Origin of the sequence: Cryobacterium sp. TMT4-10, assembly GCF_004403275.1 — a bacterium.
Classification (GTDB): Bacteria; Actinomycetota; Actinomycetes; order Actinomycetales; family Microbacteriaceae; genus Cryobacterium; species Cryobacterium shii.
Genome location: NZ_SOGU01000071.1, coordinates 70,770 through 86,544, shown reverse-complemented (window position 1 = coordinate 86,544; position 15,775 = coordinate 70,770). Strand labels below are relative to the sequence as shown.

13 protein-coding genes are annotated in these 15,775 nt (G+C 69.2%); 8 read left to right on the top strand and 5 right to left on the bottom strand.

Features of this window, described 5'->3' with window-relative positions:
• Nucleotides 1-978, bottom strand: a 978-nt coding sequence (locus tag E3T42_RS10155; protein ID WP_134402952.1) for an FAD-binding oxidoreductase, incomplete at its 3' end; no start/stop codon positions are given.
• A 223-nt stretch (nucleotides 979-1,201) separates the two neighbouring features.
• Between E3T42_RS10155 and E3T42_RS10150 the strand changes: the two genes are divergently transcribed.
• The 3 genes from E3T42_RS10150 (at nucleotide 1,202) to E3T42_RS10140 (ending at nucleotide 4,492) form a co-directional block, all read left to right on the top strand.
• Nucleotides 1,202-2,779, top strand: coding sequence for a DNA-3-methyladenine glycosylase 2 family protein (locus E3T42_RS10150; RefSeq protein WP_134402956.1), 1,578 nt, complete (start codon nucleotides 1,202-1,204; stop codon nucleotides 2,777-2,779).
• A 9-nt stretch (nucleotides 2,780-2,788) separates the two neighbouring features.
• Nucleotides 2,789-3,664 carry a fumarylacetoacetate hydrolase family protein gene (locus tag E3T42_RS10145; protein ID WP_241976010.1) on the top strand — a complete coding sequence of 292 codons (876 nt, stop codon included), beginning with the start codon at nucleotides 2,789-2,791 and terminating at the stop codon, nucleotides 3,662-3,664.
• Nucleotides 3,665-3,742: 78 nt separating this feature from the next.
• Nucleotides 3,743-4,492 (top strand): glycosyltransferase family A protein, encoded by a 750-nt coding sequence (locus E3T42_RS10140; RefSeq protein WP_134402951.1) that lies wholly within the window; start codon nucleotides 3,743-3,745, stop codon nucleotides 4,490-4,492.
• 22 nt (nucleotides 4,493-4,514) lie between these two features.
• Here the strand turns inward: E3T42_RS10140 and E3T42_RS10135 are convergent, their stop codons facing one another.
• Together E3T42_RS10135 and E3T42_RS10130 are read right to left on the bottom strand one after the other, a co-directional pair.
• A complete protein-coding gene (locus E3T42_RS10135) occupies nucleotides 4,515-5,441 on the bottom strand; it encodes an alpha/beta fold hydrolase (protein WP_134402950.1) in 927 nt (308 codons plus the stop codon).
• An 83-nt stretch (nucleotides 5,442-5,524) separates the two neighbouring features.
• A complete protein-coding gene (locus tag E3T42_RS10130; protein ID WP_134367540.1) occupies nucleotides 5,525-7,069 on the bottom strand; it encodes an amino acid permease in 1,545 nt (514 codons plus the stop codon).
• A 223-nt stretch (nucleotides 7,070-7,292) separates the two neighbouring features.
• On the opposite strand from E3T42_RS10130, the gene E3T42_RS10125 reads away from it, so the two are divergent.
• The 5 genes from E3T42_RS10125 (at nucleotide 7,293) to E3T42_RS10105 (ending at nucleotide 12,452) form a co-directional block, all read left to right on the top strand.
• The gene (locus E3T42_RS10125; protein ID WP_134367542.1) at nucleotides 7,293-8,660 is read left to right on the top strand and encodes a glutamine synthetase family protein; all 1,368 of its coding nucleotides are present in this window, start codon (nucleotides 7,293-7,295) and stop codon (nucleotides 8,658-8,660) included.
• Complete coding sequence (locus tag E3T42_RS10120) at nucleotides 8,647-9,417, top strand: gamma-glutamyl-gamma-aminobutyrate hydrolase family protein (protein WP_134402949.1); 771 nt, start codon at nucleotides 8,647-8,649, stop codon at nucleotides 9,415-9,417. Before E3T42_RS10125 ends, E3T42_RS10120 begins: the two co-directional genes overlap by 14 nt.
• Nucleotides 9,414-10,775 carry an aldehyde dehydrogenase gene (locus tag E3T42_RS10115; protein ID WP_134402948.1) on the top strand — a complete coding sequence of 454 codons (1,362 nt, stop codon included), beginning with the start codon at nucleotides 9,414-9,416 and terminating at the stop codon, nucleotides 10,773-10,775. The genes E3T42_RS10120 and E3T42_RS10115 overlap by 4 nt, the downstream gene beginning before the upstream one ends.
• A gap of 75 nt (nucleotides 10,776-10,850) precedes the next feature.
• Complete coding sequence (locus E3T42_RS10110; RefSeq protein WP_166787103.1) at nucleotides 10,851-11,642, top strand: 3-oxoacyl-ACP reductase; 792 nt, start codon at nucleotides 10,851-10,853, stop codon at nucleotides 11,640-11,642.
• A 66-nt stretch (nucleotides 11,643-11,708) separates the two neighbouring features.
• The gene (locus E3T42_RS10105) at nucleotides 11,709-12,452 is read left to right on the top strand and encodes a FadR/GntR family transcriptional regulator (RefSeq protein WP_134367583.1); all 744 of its coding nucleotides are present in this window, start codon (nucleotides 11,709-11,711) and stop codon (nucleotides 12,450-12,452) included.
• A 49-nt stretch (nucleotides 12,453-12,501) separates the two neighbouring features.
• Here E3T42_RS10105 and E3T42_RS10100 read toward each other — a convergent pair whose 3' ends face one another.
• Together E3T42_RS10100 and E3T42_RS10095 are read right to left on the bottom strand one after the other, a co-directional pair.
• Entirely contained in the window at nucleotides 12,502-13,839 is a 1,338-nt protein-coding gene (locus E3T42_RS10100) for an NCS2 family permease (protein ID WP_370262221.1), read from the bottom strand.
• A 299-nt stretch (nucleotides 13,840-14,138) separates the two neighbouring features.
• The gene (locus E3T42_RS10095) at nucleotides 14,139-15,737 is read right to left on the bottom strand and encodes a carboxylesterase/lipase family protein (RefSeq protein ID WP_134367550.1); all 1,599 of its coding nucleotides are present in this window, start codon (nucleotides 15,735-15,737) and stop codon (nucleotides 14,139-14,141) included.
• Nucleotides 15,738-15,775 lie beyond the last annotated feature (38 nt).

Genomic DNA, 15,775 nt, shown 5'->3' with positions numbered 1-15,775 from the left:
GGCCCGCCGCACGGCCAGCAGCCGGTCGGCGGTGGCGCCCCCCGCGGCATCCGCCAGGCGGACCTCACCGCCCGCGGCCCGCAGCACGGCTGCGGCCTGTTCGGCCTCGGCGAGCGCGCCCGGCCCATCCGTCTGCAGCAGCAGGAACGCGCCGCGGTCGATCGGAAGGCCCGCCGTCTGGTCCGGCCCGAGGTAGGCCGCGATCATCGCCAGGGCAGCCGAGTCGATCAGTTCCATCACGGCCGGGCACAGGCGGGATGCCGTGATGAGGGCGGATGCCGCCGCCGCGAGTGCCACATCGGGGAACACGGCTCCGAGGGTGACGGTCTCCCCCGCGGTGATGGCCCTGGCCCGCACGGTGGCCTCGACGATCACGCCGAGGGTGCCCTCCGATCCGGTCAGCAGAGCGGTGAGGTCGTAGCCCGTGACGCCCTTGACGGTGCGGCGGCCCGTCTTCAGCAGCCGCCCGTCGGCCAGCACGACCGTCAGCGCGAGCACCGCCTCGCGGGTGACCCCGTACTTGGCGCAGAGCAGGCCGCCGGCATTCGTGGCGATGTTGCCGCCGACGGAGGCGAAGCCCTTACTGGCCGGGTCGGGGGCGAACCACAGCCCGTGTTCGGCGAGCGCGTCGTTGAGGTGCTGGTTGATCACGCCCGGTTCGACCACGGCCAGCTCGTCCTCGGGGCGGATCTCGAGGATCCGGTTCATCCCCCGAACGTTGAGCACGATGCTTCCATCCGTGCCGCACGCTCCCCCGGACAGCCCGGTGCCGGTGCCCCGGGTGACCACGGGGATGCGGAACTCCGTTGCGATCCGGAGCACGGCCTGCACCTCCGGGACGGATGTCGCCCGCACCAGGGCCAGTGGCATGCCCGGGGCCACCCAGCCGGACTTGTCGGTTCGAGTCGCCGCCAACTCGAGCGGATCGATGCTGACGATGCTGCCGAGCTCGGACTGGAGACGTTCCACTGCGGTCATGCCGCCAGAGTACCGGACCGGGCACCCACCCGACCGCCGCGCCGGGCACCCACCGGGGGCAGCGCCGGGAGCAGCGCCGAGCGTCAGCGATGGCCGATTCCCGCTAGCGTCCCCGGTCGCCCGGTGACAGGCTGGACCAGTGACCACCACTTCGACCCGGACGAACGTCCTGCCCGACCCGGACGATATTCCCGACCCGATCTTCGCGACCCGCTACCGGGCCATGTCCTCGCGGGACGCCCGTTTCGACGGTCAGTTCATCACGGGCGTGCACTCCACCGGCATTTACTGCCGTCCGAGCTGCCCGGCGGCGACACCGAAACCCGCCAATGTGTCGTTCTACCTGACCACCGCGGCCGCCCACGAGGCCGGACTGCGGGCGTGCAAGCGCTGCCTGCCCGACGCCGTCCCCGGGTCGCCGGAGTGGAACATCCGTGACGACCTCGCCGCCCGCGCGATGCGCCTGATCGCTGACGGCGCGGTCGAACGGGACGGGGTGCCCGGCCTCGCCCGCCTCCTCGGTTACAGCGAACGGCACCTCACCCGGGTGCTCGTGACCGAGCTCGGCGCCGGCCCGCTCGCACTCGCGCGGGCACACCGCGCGCAGACCGCGCGGCTGCTGCTGCAGGGCAGCGAGCTGTCGATCAGCGCGGTGGCGTTCGCCGCCGGGTTCGGCAGCGTGCGCCAGTTCAACGACACGATCGCCGCCGTCTACGAGCGCACCCCCGCCGAACTGCGGCGCACGCTGCAACGCTCGACCCGACCTGCCCGTCCCCGTTCCCCGTCCCCCGAGAGCGCACAGGCCGTCCCTTCAGCCGCCACCGGCATCAGCCTGCAGCTGCCGGCCCGCGCGCCGTTCGACGGACCTGGGCTGTTGCGGTTCCTCGCCGTGCGGGCCCTCGCCGGCGTCGAGCGGGCCACGGCGCAGATCTATTCCCGCACGTTGCGCCTGCCCCACGGCCCGGCGTGGGTCGAGCTGACGCTGTTGGGAACGGATGCCGCGCCATCCGTGGCCTGCCGCGCCGGCCTGGCCAGCCTCGCCGACCTCGCACCGCTCGTCAGCCGGGTGCGGCGCCTGCTCGACCTGGACGCGGATTCCCGGGCGATCGACCTGGCCCTCGCCGCGGACCCGGCCCTGGCGGCCGGCGTCGCGGCGACCCCCGGCATGCGCCTGCCCGGAAGTATCGACCCCGAGGAGACGTTGTTCCGTGCGCTGATCGGGCAGCAGGTCTCCGTGGCGGCCGCCCGCACAGCGCTCACCCGCCTGACCGCGGCGCTCGGCGACGCGTTCCCGGGGGCCGCCGGCGCCCCGGCACCCGGGGGCGACCAGCCCGGCACCGACCAGCCCGGCACTGACCAGCACGGCTCCGACCAGCCGCTCCGGCTCTTCCCCACCGCCGCGCGGATCGCCGCGGAGGGCCGCAGCGTGCTCCGCGGCCCGGCCGCCCGCATCGACACGATCATGCGGGTGGCCGAGGAGCTGAGCACGGGCGCCCTCACGCTCTCCTTCGGCGATACCAGGGCGGACCTCGAGTCGCGGCTCACCGCCCTCCCCGGGATCGGGCCCTGGACGGCCGGCTACGTCGCGCTGCGCGTGCTGGGCAGTCCCGACATCCTGCTGACCAGCGACCTGGCCCTGCGCCAGGGCGCCGCCCGACTCGGACTGCCCCCGGATGCCCGGAATCTCGCGCGCCACGGGGAGGACTGGGCGCCGTGGCGCAGTTACGCGGGCATGCACCTGTGGCGGGCCGCGGGCACCCCGGCGGCGGACCTGCCCCGCACCCCTTCTTCGGGCAGGTAGCCTGAACAGGTGAAATTCGCCCATCTCAGAGTTGACGGCCAGTCCACCCCGCGTCTCGCGGCGGTCTTCGAGGACGCAGCGCTGTTCCTCGACGAAATCATGGAGGAGGCCCCGCGCGATCTGCAGGACCTGCTCGAAAAGGGCGATGACGAGTTCGACCGGGTGCGCGCCCTGAGCACGCACGCCGCGGCACAGGGAGCCACGCTCACGCCGCTCTCCGAGCTGCGCTACTCCTCGGCGGTGCTGCGACCGCCGCAGATCATCGCGATCGGCGCCAACTACGCCGCCCATTCCTCCGAACTCAAGCTCCGGTCCGAGACCGCGGCGACCGTGTTCTCGCTCTGGCCCAACTCGCTGACCGGGCACGAGTCCACGATCACATGGTCGACCGACCAAACGCAGCAGGTCGACTACGAGGCCGAGCTCGGCGTGATCATCGGCCGGGCCGCCCACAAGGTGTCCGTGGCGGACGCCCTCGACCACGTCTTCGGCTACACCGTCGTGAACGACATCACCGCGCGTGACCTGCAGTTCTCCGAGGCCCAGTGGTCGCGCTGCAAGTCCTTCGACGGCTTCACACCCACCGGCCCCGTCGTCATCACGGCAGACCAGATCGCCGACCCGCAGGACCTGTGGCTCACCACCCACGTCGACGGTCGCATCCTGCAGGACGCCTCGAGCGGCGACATGGTGCGCTCGGTCGCCGAGATCATCTCCTACCTCTCCCAGACATCGACCCTGCTGCCGGGCACGCTGATCTCCACCGGCAGCCCGGGCGGCGCCGGCTACAGCCGCAAACCGCCGGTCTTCCTTCGTGACGGGTCGACCGTGACCATCACGATCGACAAGATCGGTTTCCTGACCACGCACTGCCGCGCAATCTGATTTCCAGCCGGGCGTAAGCTCGGCACCAAATCGTTGTTCCAGGCCCGGGGCGCCGATGCGAACGCGAGGGAGGACGCCATGACAACGATCTCTGTCGTCATCCCCTGCTTCAACGACGCCGGCCTGCTCGCCACCTGCCTCGCTGCCCTGGCCGCCCAGGACCGCCCGGCCGACGAGGTGATCGTCGTGGACAACGCGAGCACGGATGCCACGGCCGCCACCGCCCGCGCCGCCGGAGCGCGCGTCGTGTACGAGCCCGTGCAGGGGATCTGGCCGGCCGCCGCGGCGGGCTACGACGCGGCGACGGGGGACGTGATCGCGCGCCTCGACGCCGACTCCGTTCCTGCCCCCGACTGGCTGGCGCGGCTCGAGTCCCGCCTGGCCCGGTCTCCCGAGGCGGACCTCATCACCGGGACCGGTGACTTCTACGACAGCAGTCCGCTCGTGGCCTGGCTGGGACAGACGTTCTACCTCGGCGGCTACTTCTTCTGGGTCGGCCTCTGGCTCGCGCACCACCCCGTGTTCGGGTCGAATTTCGCCATGCACCGGGATGTCTGGCTGAGAGCCCGTGACCGGGTGCACCGGGAGCGGAGCGACATCCACGACGACCTCGATCTGAGCATGAACCTGGATCCGGCAGTGCAGGTGCGGTACGAGCACACCCTGAGGGTGGGCGTCTCCGGACGCCCGTTCGCCACCTGGAGCGGCTTCGCCCGCCGGGTGCGGTGGGGATTCCGCACCCTCCTGCAGGACTGGCCCGAGGACACCCCCTGGCGCCGGCGCGCCGCCCGGCGCGCGGCCCGGCACCGCCTCCGGGTGCGCACCTGATCAGTCCGACCGACCCGGTCTGCTAGCCAGGTTCGGCCGACCGGTACAACGCGAGCATGTCCCGCGCCAACTGGTGCGGGGTGGTCTCGCACGGGCTGTGTCCGGTGGGGTAGACGCGGAATCGCGCCCCGATGCTGTTCGCGAAGGCGCGGTGGACATCCGTCGACCACAGGTCATGATGGCCCACGGCGACGAGCACGGGGATGGCCGAGTGCCGCAGCAGTGCGCTCAGATCGGGCACGTGCATCAGTAGCCCGACGATCTCGTCAACGCTGCGGCGGTTCGTGAAGGCGAACCGCAGCCGCACCAGGGCGAGGCGGCCGGGCGGAACCCGGTTCAGGTTGGAGACGATGCCCCAGACGATCAGGGAGGCGATCTGGCGCGGACGCAGCACGTAGCTCAACGCGCCGATCCAGCGCACCCGGCGGAACGCCTGGCCGGACTGCGGCGGCACGCCGAGCAGCACCAGGCTCCCGAACAGTTCGGGCCGATCGGCGAAAGCCAGCTCGGCGACGATTCCGGCGAAGGAGTAGCCGAGCACATGCACCGGGGTGCTCCCCGCCGCCAGGAAGGCGATCAGGTCGGCGACGAAGAGGCCGTACTCGTACGGGCTGCCGTCGACGGGGCCGGCGGCGGCCGATTGGTACTGTCCGGCCAGGTCGTAGCTCTCCACCAGGAAGCCGGCGTCGGCGAGCAGGGGCCCCAACAGCACGAAATCTTCTTTGGACCCGGTGGCGCCGGGGAGCAGGACGACCCGCGGATGCCCCGGGTCGCCCACCGCGAAAGCGGCGAACGCGCCGCTCGGAGCCGGAAAACGGAAGGCCCGGCTACCGGCAGGCAGCACGTTCCAGCCCCGGTCGGGCAGGGTGCGGTCGCGGACGCCGGGGTCCGACGGAGCCGCCCAGCCCGGTTTTCGGCGGTGCGCGGAGCGGTGTTCCCGGATGGACATGGCGTCACAGTAGCGCCGGTGCAGCCGCCCCGCGAGGGGACGTTCGCTCCGCTGCTCGGCGCCCCGCCCCAGGCCGCATCACGCTACTCTGTGGGAGCATCCCGCCCGTCCAGCGCGAGGATTTCCTCCTCCACCGGCCCTCCGTAACCTTCCTTCTGCGGGTCGCCGTGCAGTCCGCCGGAAACCGCATACTCCTCTTCCGGGGAGAGGACGAGCCGCTTGCGCCCGTACAGAGCGAAGACGAGGAGCATGACCACGTAGACCACCGCGATGGCCGCGATCGCCGGTCGGGCCGGTTCGTTGATGAAGAACCCGAAGAAGATCGCCAGCGAGAGGATGCCGGCGACGACCGCACCGGGCACGCCCCACGGGCTGCGGTACGGGCGGTTCGCGTTCGGGAACTTGCGGCGCAGGATCACGAACGAGATCATCTGCAGAATGTACGCGATCACGGCGCCCCAGACCGCGATGTTCAGCACGATGGCTCCTGCCACGCCGCCCGTTCCGCCGAGCGCGTCGACCAGGATCAGAGCCACAAAGCCGATGATTGCCCCGACGAGAAGGGCGACCCCGGGGGTCTGCCGTTTGCCGGTCAGGGAGAGGAACTTCGGGTAGTAGCCGGCCCGGGACAGGGAGTACATGTTGCGTCCGTAAGCGAACATGATGCCCTGCAGGGAGGCGAGCAGGCCGACCAGAGCGAACAGGGCGAGCACCGCGGCAGCCTGGTCGCCGACGATGGCGCGGAAGCCGTCCAACAGGGGCTCCCCCGCGGTGGCGATGTTGGAGGCGCCCACGATCCCGGTGTTCAGGAACAACACGAGCAGGCCCGTGACGATGAGGGTGGTGCGGGCGATCAAGCCAGCCCGGGGGATGTCGCGCACGGGGTTGTGGGCTTCCTCCGCGGCGAGCGGCAGTTCCTCGATTCCGAGGAAGAACCACATGGCATACGGCAGGGCGAACAGGATCGGAATCACCCCGTGCGGCAGGAACTCGGACTGGCCGGCATCGGGCACGATGTCGAAGAGGTTGTCGACGCTGAACAGACCTGAGAAAGCGGCCATGGCGGAGAACACGAGCAGGATGACGATCGAGATGATCGAGACCACGATCGCGAAGGTGAACGAAATGGCCGCGCCGGCGGCATTAAGGCCGATGAACACGGCGTAGAGGATGGCCCACCAGGCCCACGAGGGGAGGGAGAAGCCGAGGAGTTCACTCGTGATGCCATCCGCGTACGAGGCGGAGAAGTAGACGATCACTGCCGTGGTCGCGACGTACTCAATCGTCTCGGCGAGCCCCGTGACGAATCCGCCCCAGGGTCCCAGTGCCGCCCGGGCGAAGGAGTACGCACCGCCGGTGTGAGGCATCGCCGAGGCCATCTCACCGATGCTGAAGATCATGCCGTAGTACATGACGACCAGAAGGGCGAACGCAATCAGCATGCCGCCGAATCCGGCGAAGTCGATGCCGAAGTTCCAGCCGGAGAAGTCGCCCGAGACGACCGCCGCCACAGCGAGGCCCCACAGCCCCCAGATCCCGGCGCTCCGGGTCAATCTGCGTTTCTCGAAGTATCCTGCTTCCGCCGTTGTGTACTGCACGCCTGAGACTTTCAAGGTGTCTTTGGACATCCTGGTTCCTTTGCGCTCTGGTCATGCGCGTCGACACTGTCGACCACACAACGCCGTGAGTTTTTCTTGGCCTGACTATAAGGCCCCCAATGGTTGCGTGTACATACCTTTGCGAGAAAGTTTCGTCGCACCCGGCCCGAAAGTTCTCCCCTGTTCTGGTTCTGATCTGTGGTCTAATGGTCGGGAAGTTGACCATTCAGCCAGGCTCACTGAGGAGATGCTCATGACACCCCGATCCGGAAACCTATCGTTTGAGGACCTGACCGCGCTCGTGGGCTCGGGTGAGATCGACACGGTCGTCGTCGCCTTCACCGACATGCAGGGGCGGTTGGTGGGCAAGCGGGTCTCCGCGCGGCTCTTCCTCGAAGATGTCGCGAGCCATGGCGCGGAATGCTGCAACTACCTGCTCGCGGTGGATGTCGAGATGAATACGGTGGACGGCTACGAGATGTCGAGCTGGAGGCGTGGCTACGGCGATATGGCGATGATCCCCGACCTCGCCACGCTGCGCCGGGCGCCGTGGCTCCCGGGCGCCGCGCTCGTCACAGCCGACCTGCAGTGGCTGGACAAGACGCCGGTCGTGGCCTCCCCGCGTCAGATCCTGAAAGCGCAGCTGGCGCGTCTGGCCGAACGTGGGCTCGTGCCCTACGTGGGCACCGAGCTGGAGTTCATCGTCTTCGACGACGGTTACCGGGAGGCGTGGAAGAAGGGTTACCGAGACCTGACCCCGGCCAGCGATTACAACATCGACTACGCGCTGCTCGCTTCCACTCGGATGGAACCGCTGCTGCGGGACATCCGGAATGCCATGGACGGCGCGGGGATGTACTGCGAAGGCGTCAAAGGCGAGTGCAACCTCGGCCAGCAGGAGATCGCCTTCCGTTACACGGACGCCCTCGCCACCTGCGACAATCACTCGATCTACAAGAACGGGGCCAAGGAAATAGCGGATGCGCACGGCAAGAGCCTGACCTTCATGGCCAAGTTCAACGAGCGTGAGGGCAACAGCTGCCACATCCACATCAGCCTGCGCGGCACGGACGGGTCGGCGGTCTTCGCCGAGAAGGGTGCGGATCACGGCATGTCGAAGCTTTTCCGCCACTTCCTCGCCGGCCAGGTGGCCGTCATGCGCGAACTCACCCTCTTTTCCGCCCCCAACATCAACTCCTATAAACGTTACGTCGCGGGCAGCTTCGCGCCCACGGCGATCGCCTGGGGGCTGGACAACCGCACCTGCGCACTGCGAGTGGTGGGAGCCGGTTTGGGCCTTCGGGTGGAGAACCGGGTGCCCGGCGGCGACGTGAACCAGTATTTGGCCGTGGCCGCGCTGATCGCGGCCGGCCTCCACGGCATCGAGAACGAAATGGAGCTGGACGATGCTTTCGTCGGCAACGCGTACGAGAGCGATGCGGAGCGGGTGCCGGCCTCGTTGAGGGAGGCCACCGCACTGTTCGCGACCTCCGCGGTCGCCCGGGAAGCCTTCGGCGACGAGGTCGTCGACCACTACCTCAACAATGCCCGGACCGAACTGGCTGCCTACGACGCGGCGGTGACCGACTGGGAGCGGGTGCGCGGCTTTGAACGACTCTGAGCTCTCGAGGCCTCGACCCGTCATCGGCCTGACCACCTATCTCGAACAGTCACAAACCGGAGTCTGGGATGTGCCGGCCGCTTTCCTCCCCCAGGTCTACTTCGACTCGGTGACCCGGGCCGGCGGGATCGCCGTGCTCCTACCCCCGCAGCCGGCCAGCCCCGCCATCGCCGCTGGGGTCCTCGACCGGCTGGACGGCCTGATCATCACCGGGGGCAAGGACGTCGACCCGGCGAGATACGGCCAGTCGTCCCACGCTGCCACCGATGAGCCCCGTCCCGACCGGGACGACTGGGAGCACGAGCTCCTGCTCGAGGCCATCGCCCGCGAGTTGCCCTTCCTCGGGATCTGCCGGGGTGCCCAAATGCTCAACGTGGTTCTCGGCGGTACCCTGCACCAGCACCTGCCTGACGTGGTCGGCCACGGCGGCTACCAGGCCGGCGGCGGCGTTTTCAACGCGGTGGAGGTTGAACTCCACCCGCAATCCCAGTTGCACGGGCTGCTCGACGGTGGCACCGCCCCGCTCGCCGTGCCCGTTTACCACCACCAGTCCATCGACCGCGTGGGCGAGCGCCTCGTCGTCACCGCCCGCAGCCTCGAGGGCGTCGTGCAGGCCGTCGAGCTCGACGGCGTTCCCTTCGGGGTCGCGGTTCAGTGGCATCCCGAACAGGACGACGCGGACATCCGTCTCTTCGCGGGCCTCGTCGACGCGGCCGCCCAATACCGGGCCGACCGGCAGAGAGAGGAACGATCGTGAGCAGTTACACCGTCATCAACCCCGCCGATCAGACCGAGGTGTCGATCGTCGAGCACGTCGATCTCGCGGGAACCGACGAGGCTGTACGCCGCGCCGTAGCAGCGCAGCGGCTCTGGGCCCAGGTGGCCCCCGCCGACAAAGCACTGGTGCTGAGGCGGTTCGCCGACGCCGTGGACGGGGACCGGGAGAACCTGGCCCGAATCGAAGTGATGAACTCGGGGCATCCGATCACGCAGGCCCGCTGGGAGGCCGGCCACGTGCGTGATGTACTGACCTACTACTCTGCTGCGCCCGAGCGCCTCTTCGGCCGGCAGATTCCCGTGGCGAACGGACTGGACGTGACCTTCCACGAGCCTCTCGGCGTGGTGGGCATCATCACGCCGTGGAATTTCCCGATGACGATCGCGGCCTGGGGCTTCGCGCCCGCCCTCGCGGCCGGAAACGCGGTGCTGCTCAAGCCCGCGGAATGGACGCCGCTGTCCAGCATCCGTTTGGGCGAACTCGCCCAGGCGGCCGGTCTGCCTGCCGGCCTGTTCCAGGTGCTGCCGGGGCGCGGCTCCGTGGTCGGTGAGCGTTTCGTCACCCATCCCTCGGTGCGGAAAGTCGTCTTCACCGGGTCGACCGCCGTGGGCAAACGCATCATGGCGGGGTGCGCCGACCAGGTCAAACGGGTCACCCTCGAACTCGGCGGCAAGAGCGCCAATATAGTCTTCGCCGACTCGGACCTGGAGAAGGCCGCCGCGACGGCGCCCTACGGGGTGTTCGAGAACGCCGGCCAGGACTGCTGTGCACGCAGCCGAATCCTGGTAGAGCGGAGCGTCTACGACCGGTTCATGGAACTGCTCGAACCGGCCGTGACCGGAGTGCGCGTGGGCGACCCGGCCGATGAGGCGACCGAGATGGGTCCGCTGGTCTCGGCCGCTCACCTCGCGTCGGTCAGGAGCTATGTGCCGGTGGGTTCCCCCGTCGCCTTCCGCGGCAACGCACCGACCGGTCCCGGCTTCTGGTTCCCGCCCACCGTGTTGACCCCCGATTCCCGCTCCGACCGCTGCGTGACGGACGAGATATTCGGCCCCGTGGTCACCGTGCTGCCCTTCCAGGACGAGGCGGATGCCGTGCGGCTGGCCAACGACACCGAGTACGGGCTCTCCGGCTCGATCTGGACCAGGGACGTCGGCCGAGCCCTCCGGGTGGCGCGCTCCGTCGAATCCGGAAACCTCTCGGTCAACTCGCACTCATCCGTGCGGTATTCGACACCGTTCGGGGGCTTCAAACAGTCCGGGCTCGGCCGCGAATTGGGCCCGGACGCCCCCCTGAGCTTCACCGACACCAAGAACGTCTTCATCGCCGTCGATTGAAGCGGCGATCCCGAAACAACCTTCTTTCCAGTCGATCCCGCCCGCCAGAACCTCACACCAAGGAGAACTCCAGCCATGAGCAGCCTCACCCCCATCGATCTCACGCAACGGCTCGCGGGCAAGGTCGCCGTGATCACCGGCGGTGCCAGCGGCATCGGACTGGCCACCGCAAAACGATTCGCCGCAGAGGGGGCGACCGTCGTGATCGGCGACCTCGACGAAACATCGGGCCTCGCTGCCGCGGAACTGGTCAACGGACTCTTCGTCAAGGTGGACGTGACTGACCAGGACCAGGTCGACACACTCTTCGACACCGCCTATCTCACCTTCGGCTCGGTCGACGTGGCCTTCAACAACGCCGGGATCTCACCGCCCGACGACGACTCGATCGAGACCACCGAGCTGCCGGCCTGGCAGAAGGTACAGGACGTCAACCTGAAATCCGTCTACCTCTGCTGCCGGTCCGCTCTGCGATACATGGTCAAGCAGGGCGGTGGTTCGATCATCAACACTGCCTCGTTCGTGGCGGTGCTCGGCTCGGCCACGAGTCAGATCTCCTACACCGCGTCGAAGGGCGGCGTGCTGGCGATGAGCCGTGAGCTCGGCGTGCAGTTCGCCCGGCAGGGCATCCGGGTCAACGCCCTCTGCCCGGGCCCGGTGAACACTCCCCTGCTACAGGAACTGTTCGCCAAAGACCCGGAACGGGCGGCCCGGCGTCTCGTGCACATCCCGGTCGGGAGGTTCGCGGAGCCGGAGGAACTTGCCGCCGCTGTCGCGTTCCTGGCCAGCGACGACTCCTCGTTCATCACCGGATCCACGTTCCTCGTCGACGGCGGCATCAGCTCGGCCTACGTGACGCCGGAATGACCTGACTCAAAACCGTGATGAACTAGATGAACTAGGAGTCTGCATGGAGGGCGGAGACAGACCGTGATCGACGAACAGCCGGGCCTGGACAGCGGCCTACTGCTGCGCCCCGTCCACGGCGGCAACGCTTTCGAAGAGACTGTGCAGCGCCTGCTGCAGACGGTGCGGCTGGGATTGATCGCACCGGGCGAGCGCCTGCCCGCCGAACGCGAGCTCGCCGCCATGCTCGCCGTCAGCCGGGACACCGTCCGGGACGCCATCGCGTCCCTCGCGGAGGCCGGTTACCTGGTCTCCCGGCGCGGACGGTACGGCGGCACCTTCGTCAGCGACGCCCTTCCCAGGCAGACACCCGGGGTCGACCACAGCGGCGAGCTGGTGACCCGCCGGGACATCCCTCCCACGGAAATCGAGGATGCACTCACCCTGCGAGAGATCCTTGAGGTCGGGGCCGCTCGGCACGCCGCCGCACGCACTCTGTCCCCCGCCGAACGCGAGGTGCTCTGGCACAGCCTGAGCGATTCGATCGGCGCGGCCGGGGAGGACTACCGCCGCCTCGACTCTCGGCTGCACCTCACCATCGGAGAACTGGCCGGATCCCCCTCCCTCGTGCCACTACTGGCCGAGGTCCGGATGCGCGTGAACGAGCTGCTCGACCAGATCCCCTCGCTCGGCCCGAACATCGCTCACTCCGACCGACAACACGAACAGATCGTCACCGCGATCCTGACCGGAAGACCTGACGCGGCGGCGCACGCGATGGCCGAGCACCTGGCCGGTACGGCACTGCTCCTGCGCGGCTTTCTGGAATAGAAAACGGGGCAGGGGTACGGCTCGCCGCACCCCTGCCCCACGTGTCTGCCTACGCGCCGAGCAGCGCCTCGATCGGGCCGCGCACGAAGAAGACCAGGAACCCGGCCGCGACGATCCAGAGCAGCGGGCTGATCTCGCGCGCCTTGCCGGAGAACGAGCGCACCAGCACCCAGCTGATGAAGCCGGCCCCGATGCCGTTGGCGATCGAGTAGGTCAGCGGCATCACGAGGATGGTCAGGAAGACCGGGAGCACGATCGAGAAGTCCGAGAAGTCGATGAACCTGATCTGGGACACCATCATCGCGCCGACGATCACGAGGGCGGCCGCGGCCACCTCGAGCGGAACGATCTGGGTGAGCGGGGTGAAGAACATGGCGGCGAGGAACAGAAGCCCCGTCACCACGTTGGCCAGGCCCGTGCGCGCCCCCTCGCCGATGCCGGCCCCGGACTCGATGAACACCGTGTTCGAGGAGGCGGACGTGGAACCACCCATGACGGCGCCGACGCCCTCCACGATCAGGGCCGACTTCAGACGCGGGAAGTTGCCCTTGTCGTCGGCGATCCCGGCCTCGTTCGCCAGGCCGGTCATGGTGCCCATCGCGTCGAAGAAGTTCGTGAAGACGAGCGTGAAGACCAGCATCAGCGCGGCGAGCACGCCGATCCGTTCGAATGCGCCGAAGCTGACCTGGCCGACCAGGCTGAGGTCAGGCAGGGACACGATGGAGGTCGGCACGACCGGCGCGTTCAGGTTCCAGCCGTTCGGGTTCTGGCCGAGCGACGGGCCGACCTTGAAGATGGCCTCCAGGATCACGGCGATCAGAGTGGTGGCGACGATGCCGATCAGGAGGGCGGCCTTGACCTTGCGGGCGACCAGGATGCCGAGGATGATCAGGCCGATCACGAACACGGTCGTCGGCAGGCTCACGACGGAGCCGTTCTCGCCCAGCTGCACCGGCGGCGAGGCCGTGCCGCTCGAGCGGACGAAGCCGGAGTCGACCAGCCCGATGAACGCGATGAACAGGCCGATGCCGACCGTGATGGCGATCTTCAGCTGGCGGGGAACGGCGTTGAAGATGAGTTCGCGCAGACCGGTCGAGGCCAGCAGCACGATGATCAGGCCGTTGATGACCACGAGGCCCATGGCCTCTGCCCAGGTCACCTGGCCCACGACACTCACGGCCAGGAAGGAGTTGATGCCGAGGCCGGCGGCGAAGCCGAACGGCAGCCGGGCGATGACGCCGAAGAGGATGGTCATGACGCCGGCGGTGAGGGCGGTGACCGCGGCGACCTGCGCGTTGGGCAGCCATCCGCCGGCCACGTCGACCGCGGCCTGGTCGGCGCTGAAGCCGCCGAGGATGAGCGGGTTGAGGATGACGATGTAGGCCATCGTGACGAACGTCACCAGGCCGCCGCGGATCTCCCGGCCCCAGGTGGAGCCGCGCCCCGTGATCTCGAAGTACCGGTCGAGCCGGGCGCGGGTGCCCGATTTCTCGGCGCTTGATTTCTCGGCGCTTGATTTCTCGGCGCCCGTGGCCGGGGTGTCCGGCTTCGGGGCAGGGTTGGATGACGTGTGGGTCTCTGTTTCAGAAATGGGGTTCTCCTGGTGGCCGACTCAGCTGATTCTCAGTTCTCCAGTTTACGGCCCCGGAGACCGTCCGGATTCCCGCGAGTCCGCCGGCCGGCGGCTCAGATGTGCGGGACGAAGGCGCCCCAGGCGCGTCGGCGGCCACCGAGCGGGTCGGACTCGATCCGGTCGACGGAGTCGATGATCAGGGTCTGGCGGTCGACCTCGTCGTAGCGGGGCCAGGCGGCATCCGGACTGCCGGTGGCCGCGAAGGCCAGCCACCAGTCCTGCATCCGTCTGCCCACCGCCTGGAACTGGCGCCGCCCGCCGAGCGCCGTCATGCCGCGGCCGGGCCAGCCGTCGAGCCGGTCGAACAGGGGGAACAGCTCGAGCCCGTGGGTGGCGTCGAGCCCCATCGCCCGCAGCAGCCGCGGGGCGGCGTCGAACCGGTAGAAATGCACCGGCGCATAGCGCGAGTGACGCTCCCCCACCCGCACGCTCGGGTACCAGAACGAGAAGTCGCCGCCGAAGTCCAGCGCGGGGCGGAGGGCCGGGATGCCGGGGTACTGCGCCTTCAGGGCCTTCCGCGCCTTCTTGCGGGTGTTGCCGAAGACGGCGCTGATTCGCTTCGGCGTGGTGGCGAGGATGTCGATCCGCCCGCTGAACAGGGATCCCTCGCGGGCGTTCGTGCCGATGATCAGCGGAACCCGGTGCGCGCGCCCGTCGCGGAAGGCGTCAAGCGGGCGTTCGGGCAGGAAGTCGCCGTCGATGACGGGCGAGAGCGGGATGGTGCCCGGGTACCGGTCGGGCGCGCGCCGGGTGAGGTCGGTGGTCGCCTCGGCCAGCCGCGCCGGATCCGCCGCGATGAGCAGGGCCGCCGGGTCCGGCGCCGGCTGCCCCGGGTCCGCCTGTCCGGCCGCGCCGCTCCGCCGGGCCAGGAGGCTGACGAAGTCGCCGGCCCACTCGGCGGTGATCTCCGGCGAGTAGACGGCGTTCGGAGGGGCGCTCTGGGCGATGGCGCGGTGGAACAGCCCGGCGGCGGCGGGAACGGTCATCAGGGTGGTCACGGCGTTGCCGCCGGCCGACTCGCCGAAGAGAGTGACGGCATCCGGGTCGCCACCGAAGGACGCGATGTTGTCCCGCACCCATTCGAGGGCCGCCACCTGGTCGCGCAGCCCGAGGTTGCTCTCGAACGGCCGTTCCGGCGTGGAATACCGACTGAAGTCGAGGTAGCCGAGCGCGCCCAGGCGGTAGTTGATGCTGACGTAGACGATGCCGCCCCGGCGCACGAGGCCCTCGCCCTGCCGGGGCACTTCCCGCGAGGACCCCACGCTGTAGGCCCCGCCGTGCACGAAGACCATCACCGGCCGCAGCGGGCGGCGGCCTGCCGGGCCGGCCTGCTTCACCGAAGCGTCGGGCTCGTCGGGTGCGAGCACGTTGAGGTTCAGGCAGTCCTCGCTCTGCGGGATGCGCGGGTGCGCGCCGATGAACTGGCCGCGGTGGCTCTGAGTGGCAACGGGGCCGAAGGACCCGGCGTCCCGCACGCCAGGCCACGACCCGGCCGGCTGCGGTGCCCGGAAACGGAGTTGCCCCACCGGGGCCGCGGCATACGGAATCCCCCGCCAGGCCCGCACGCCGCGCTCGCGGACCCCCCGCACCACACCGGCCCCGACTCGTACCTCGAGGGGGTCGGTGCGAGTCGGTTGTGCGCTTGGTATCACCGTCCGATCCTATTTCTTCACTACGATCGGAACTACGA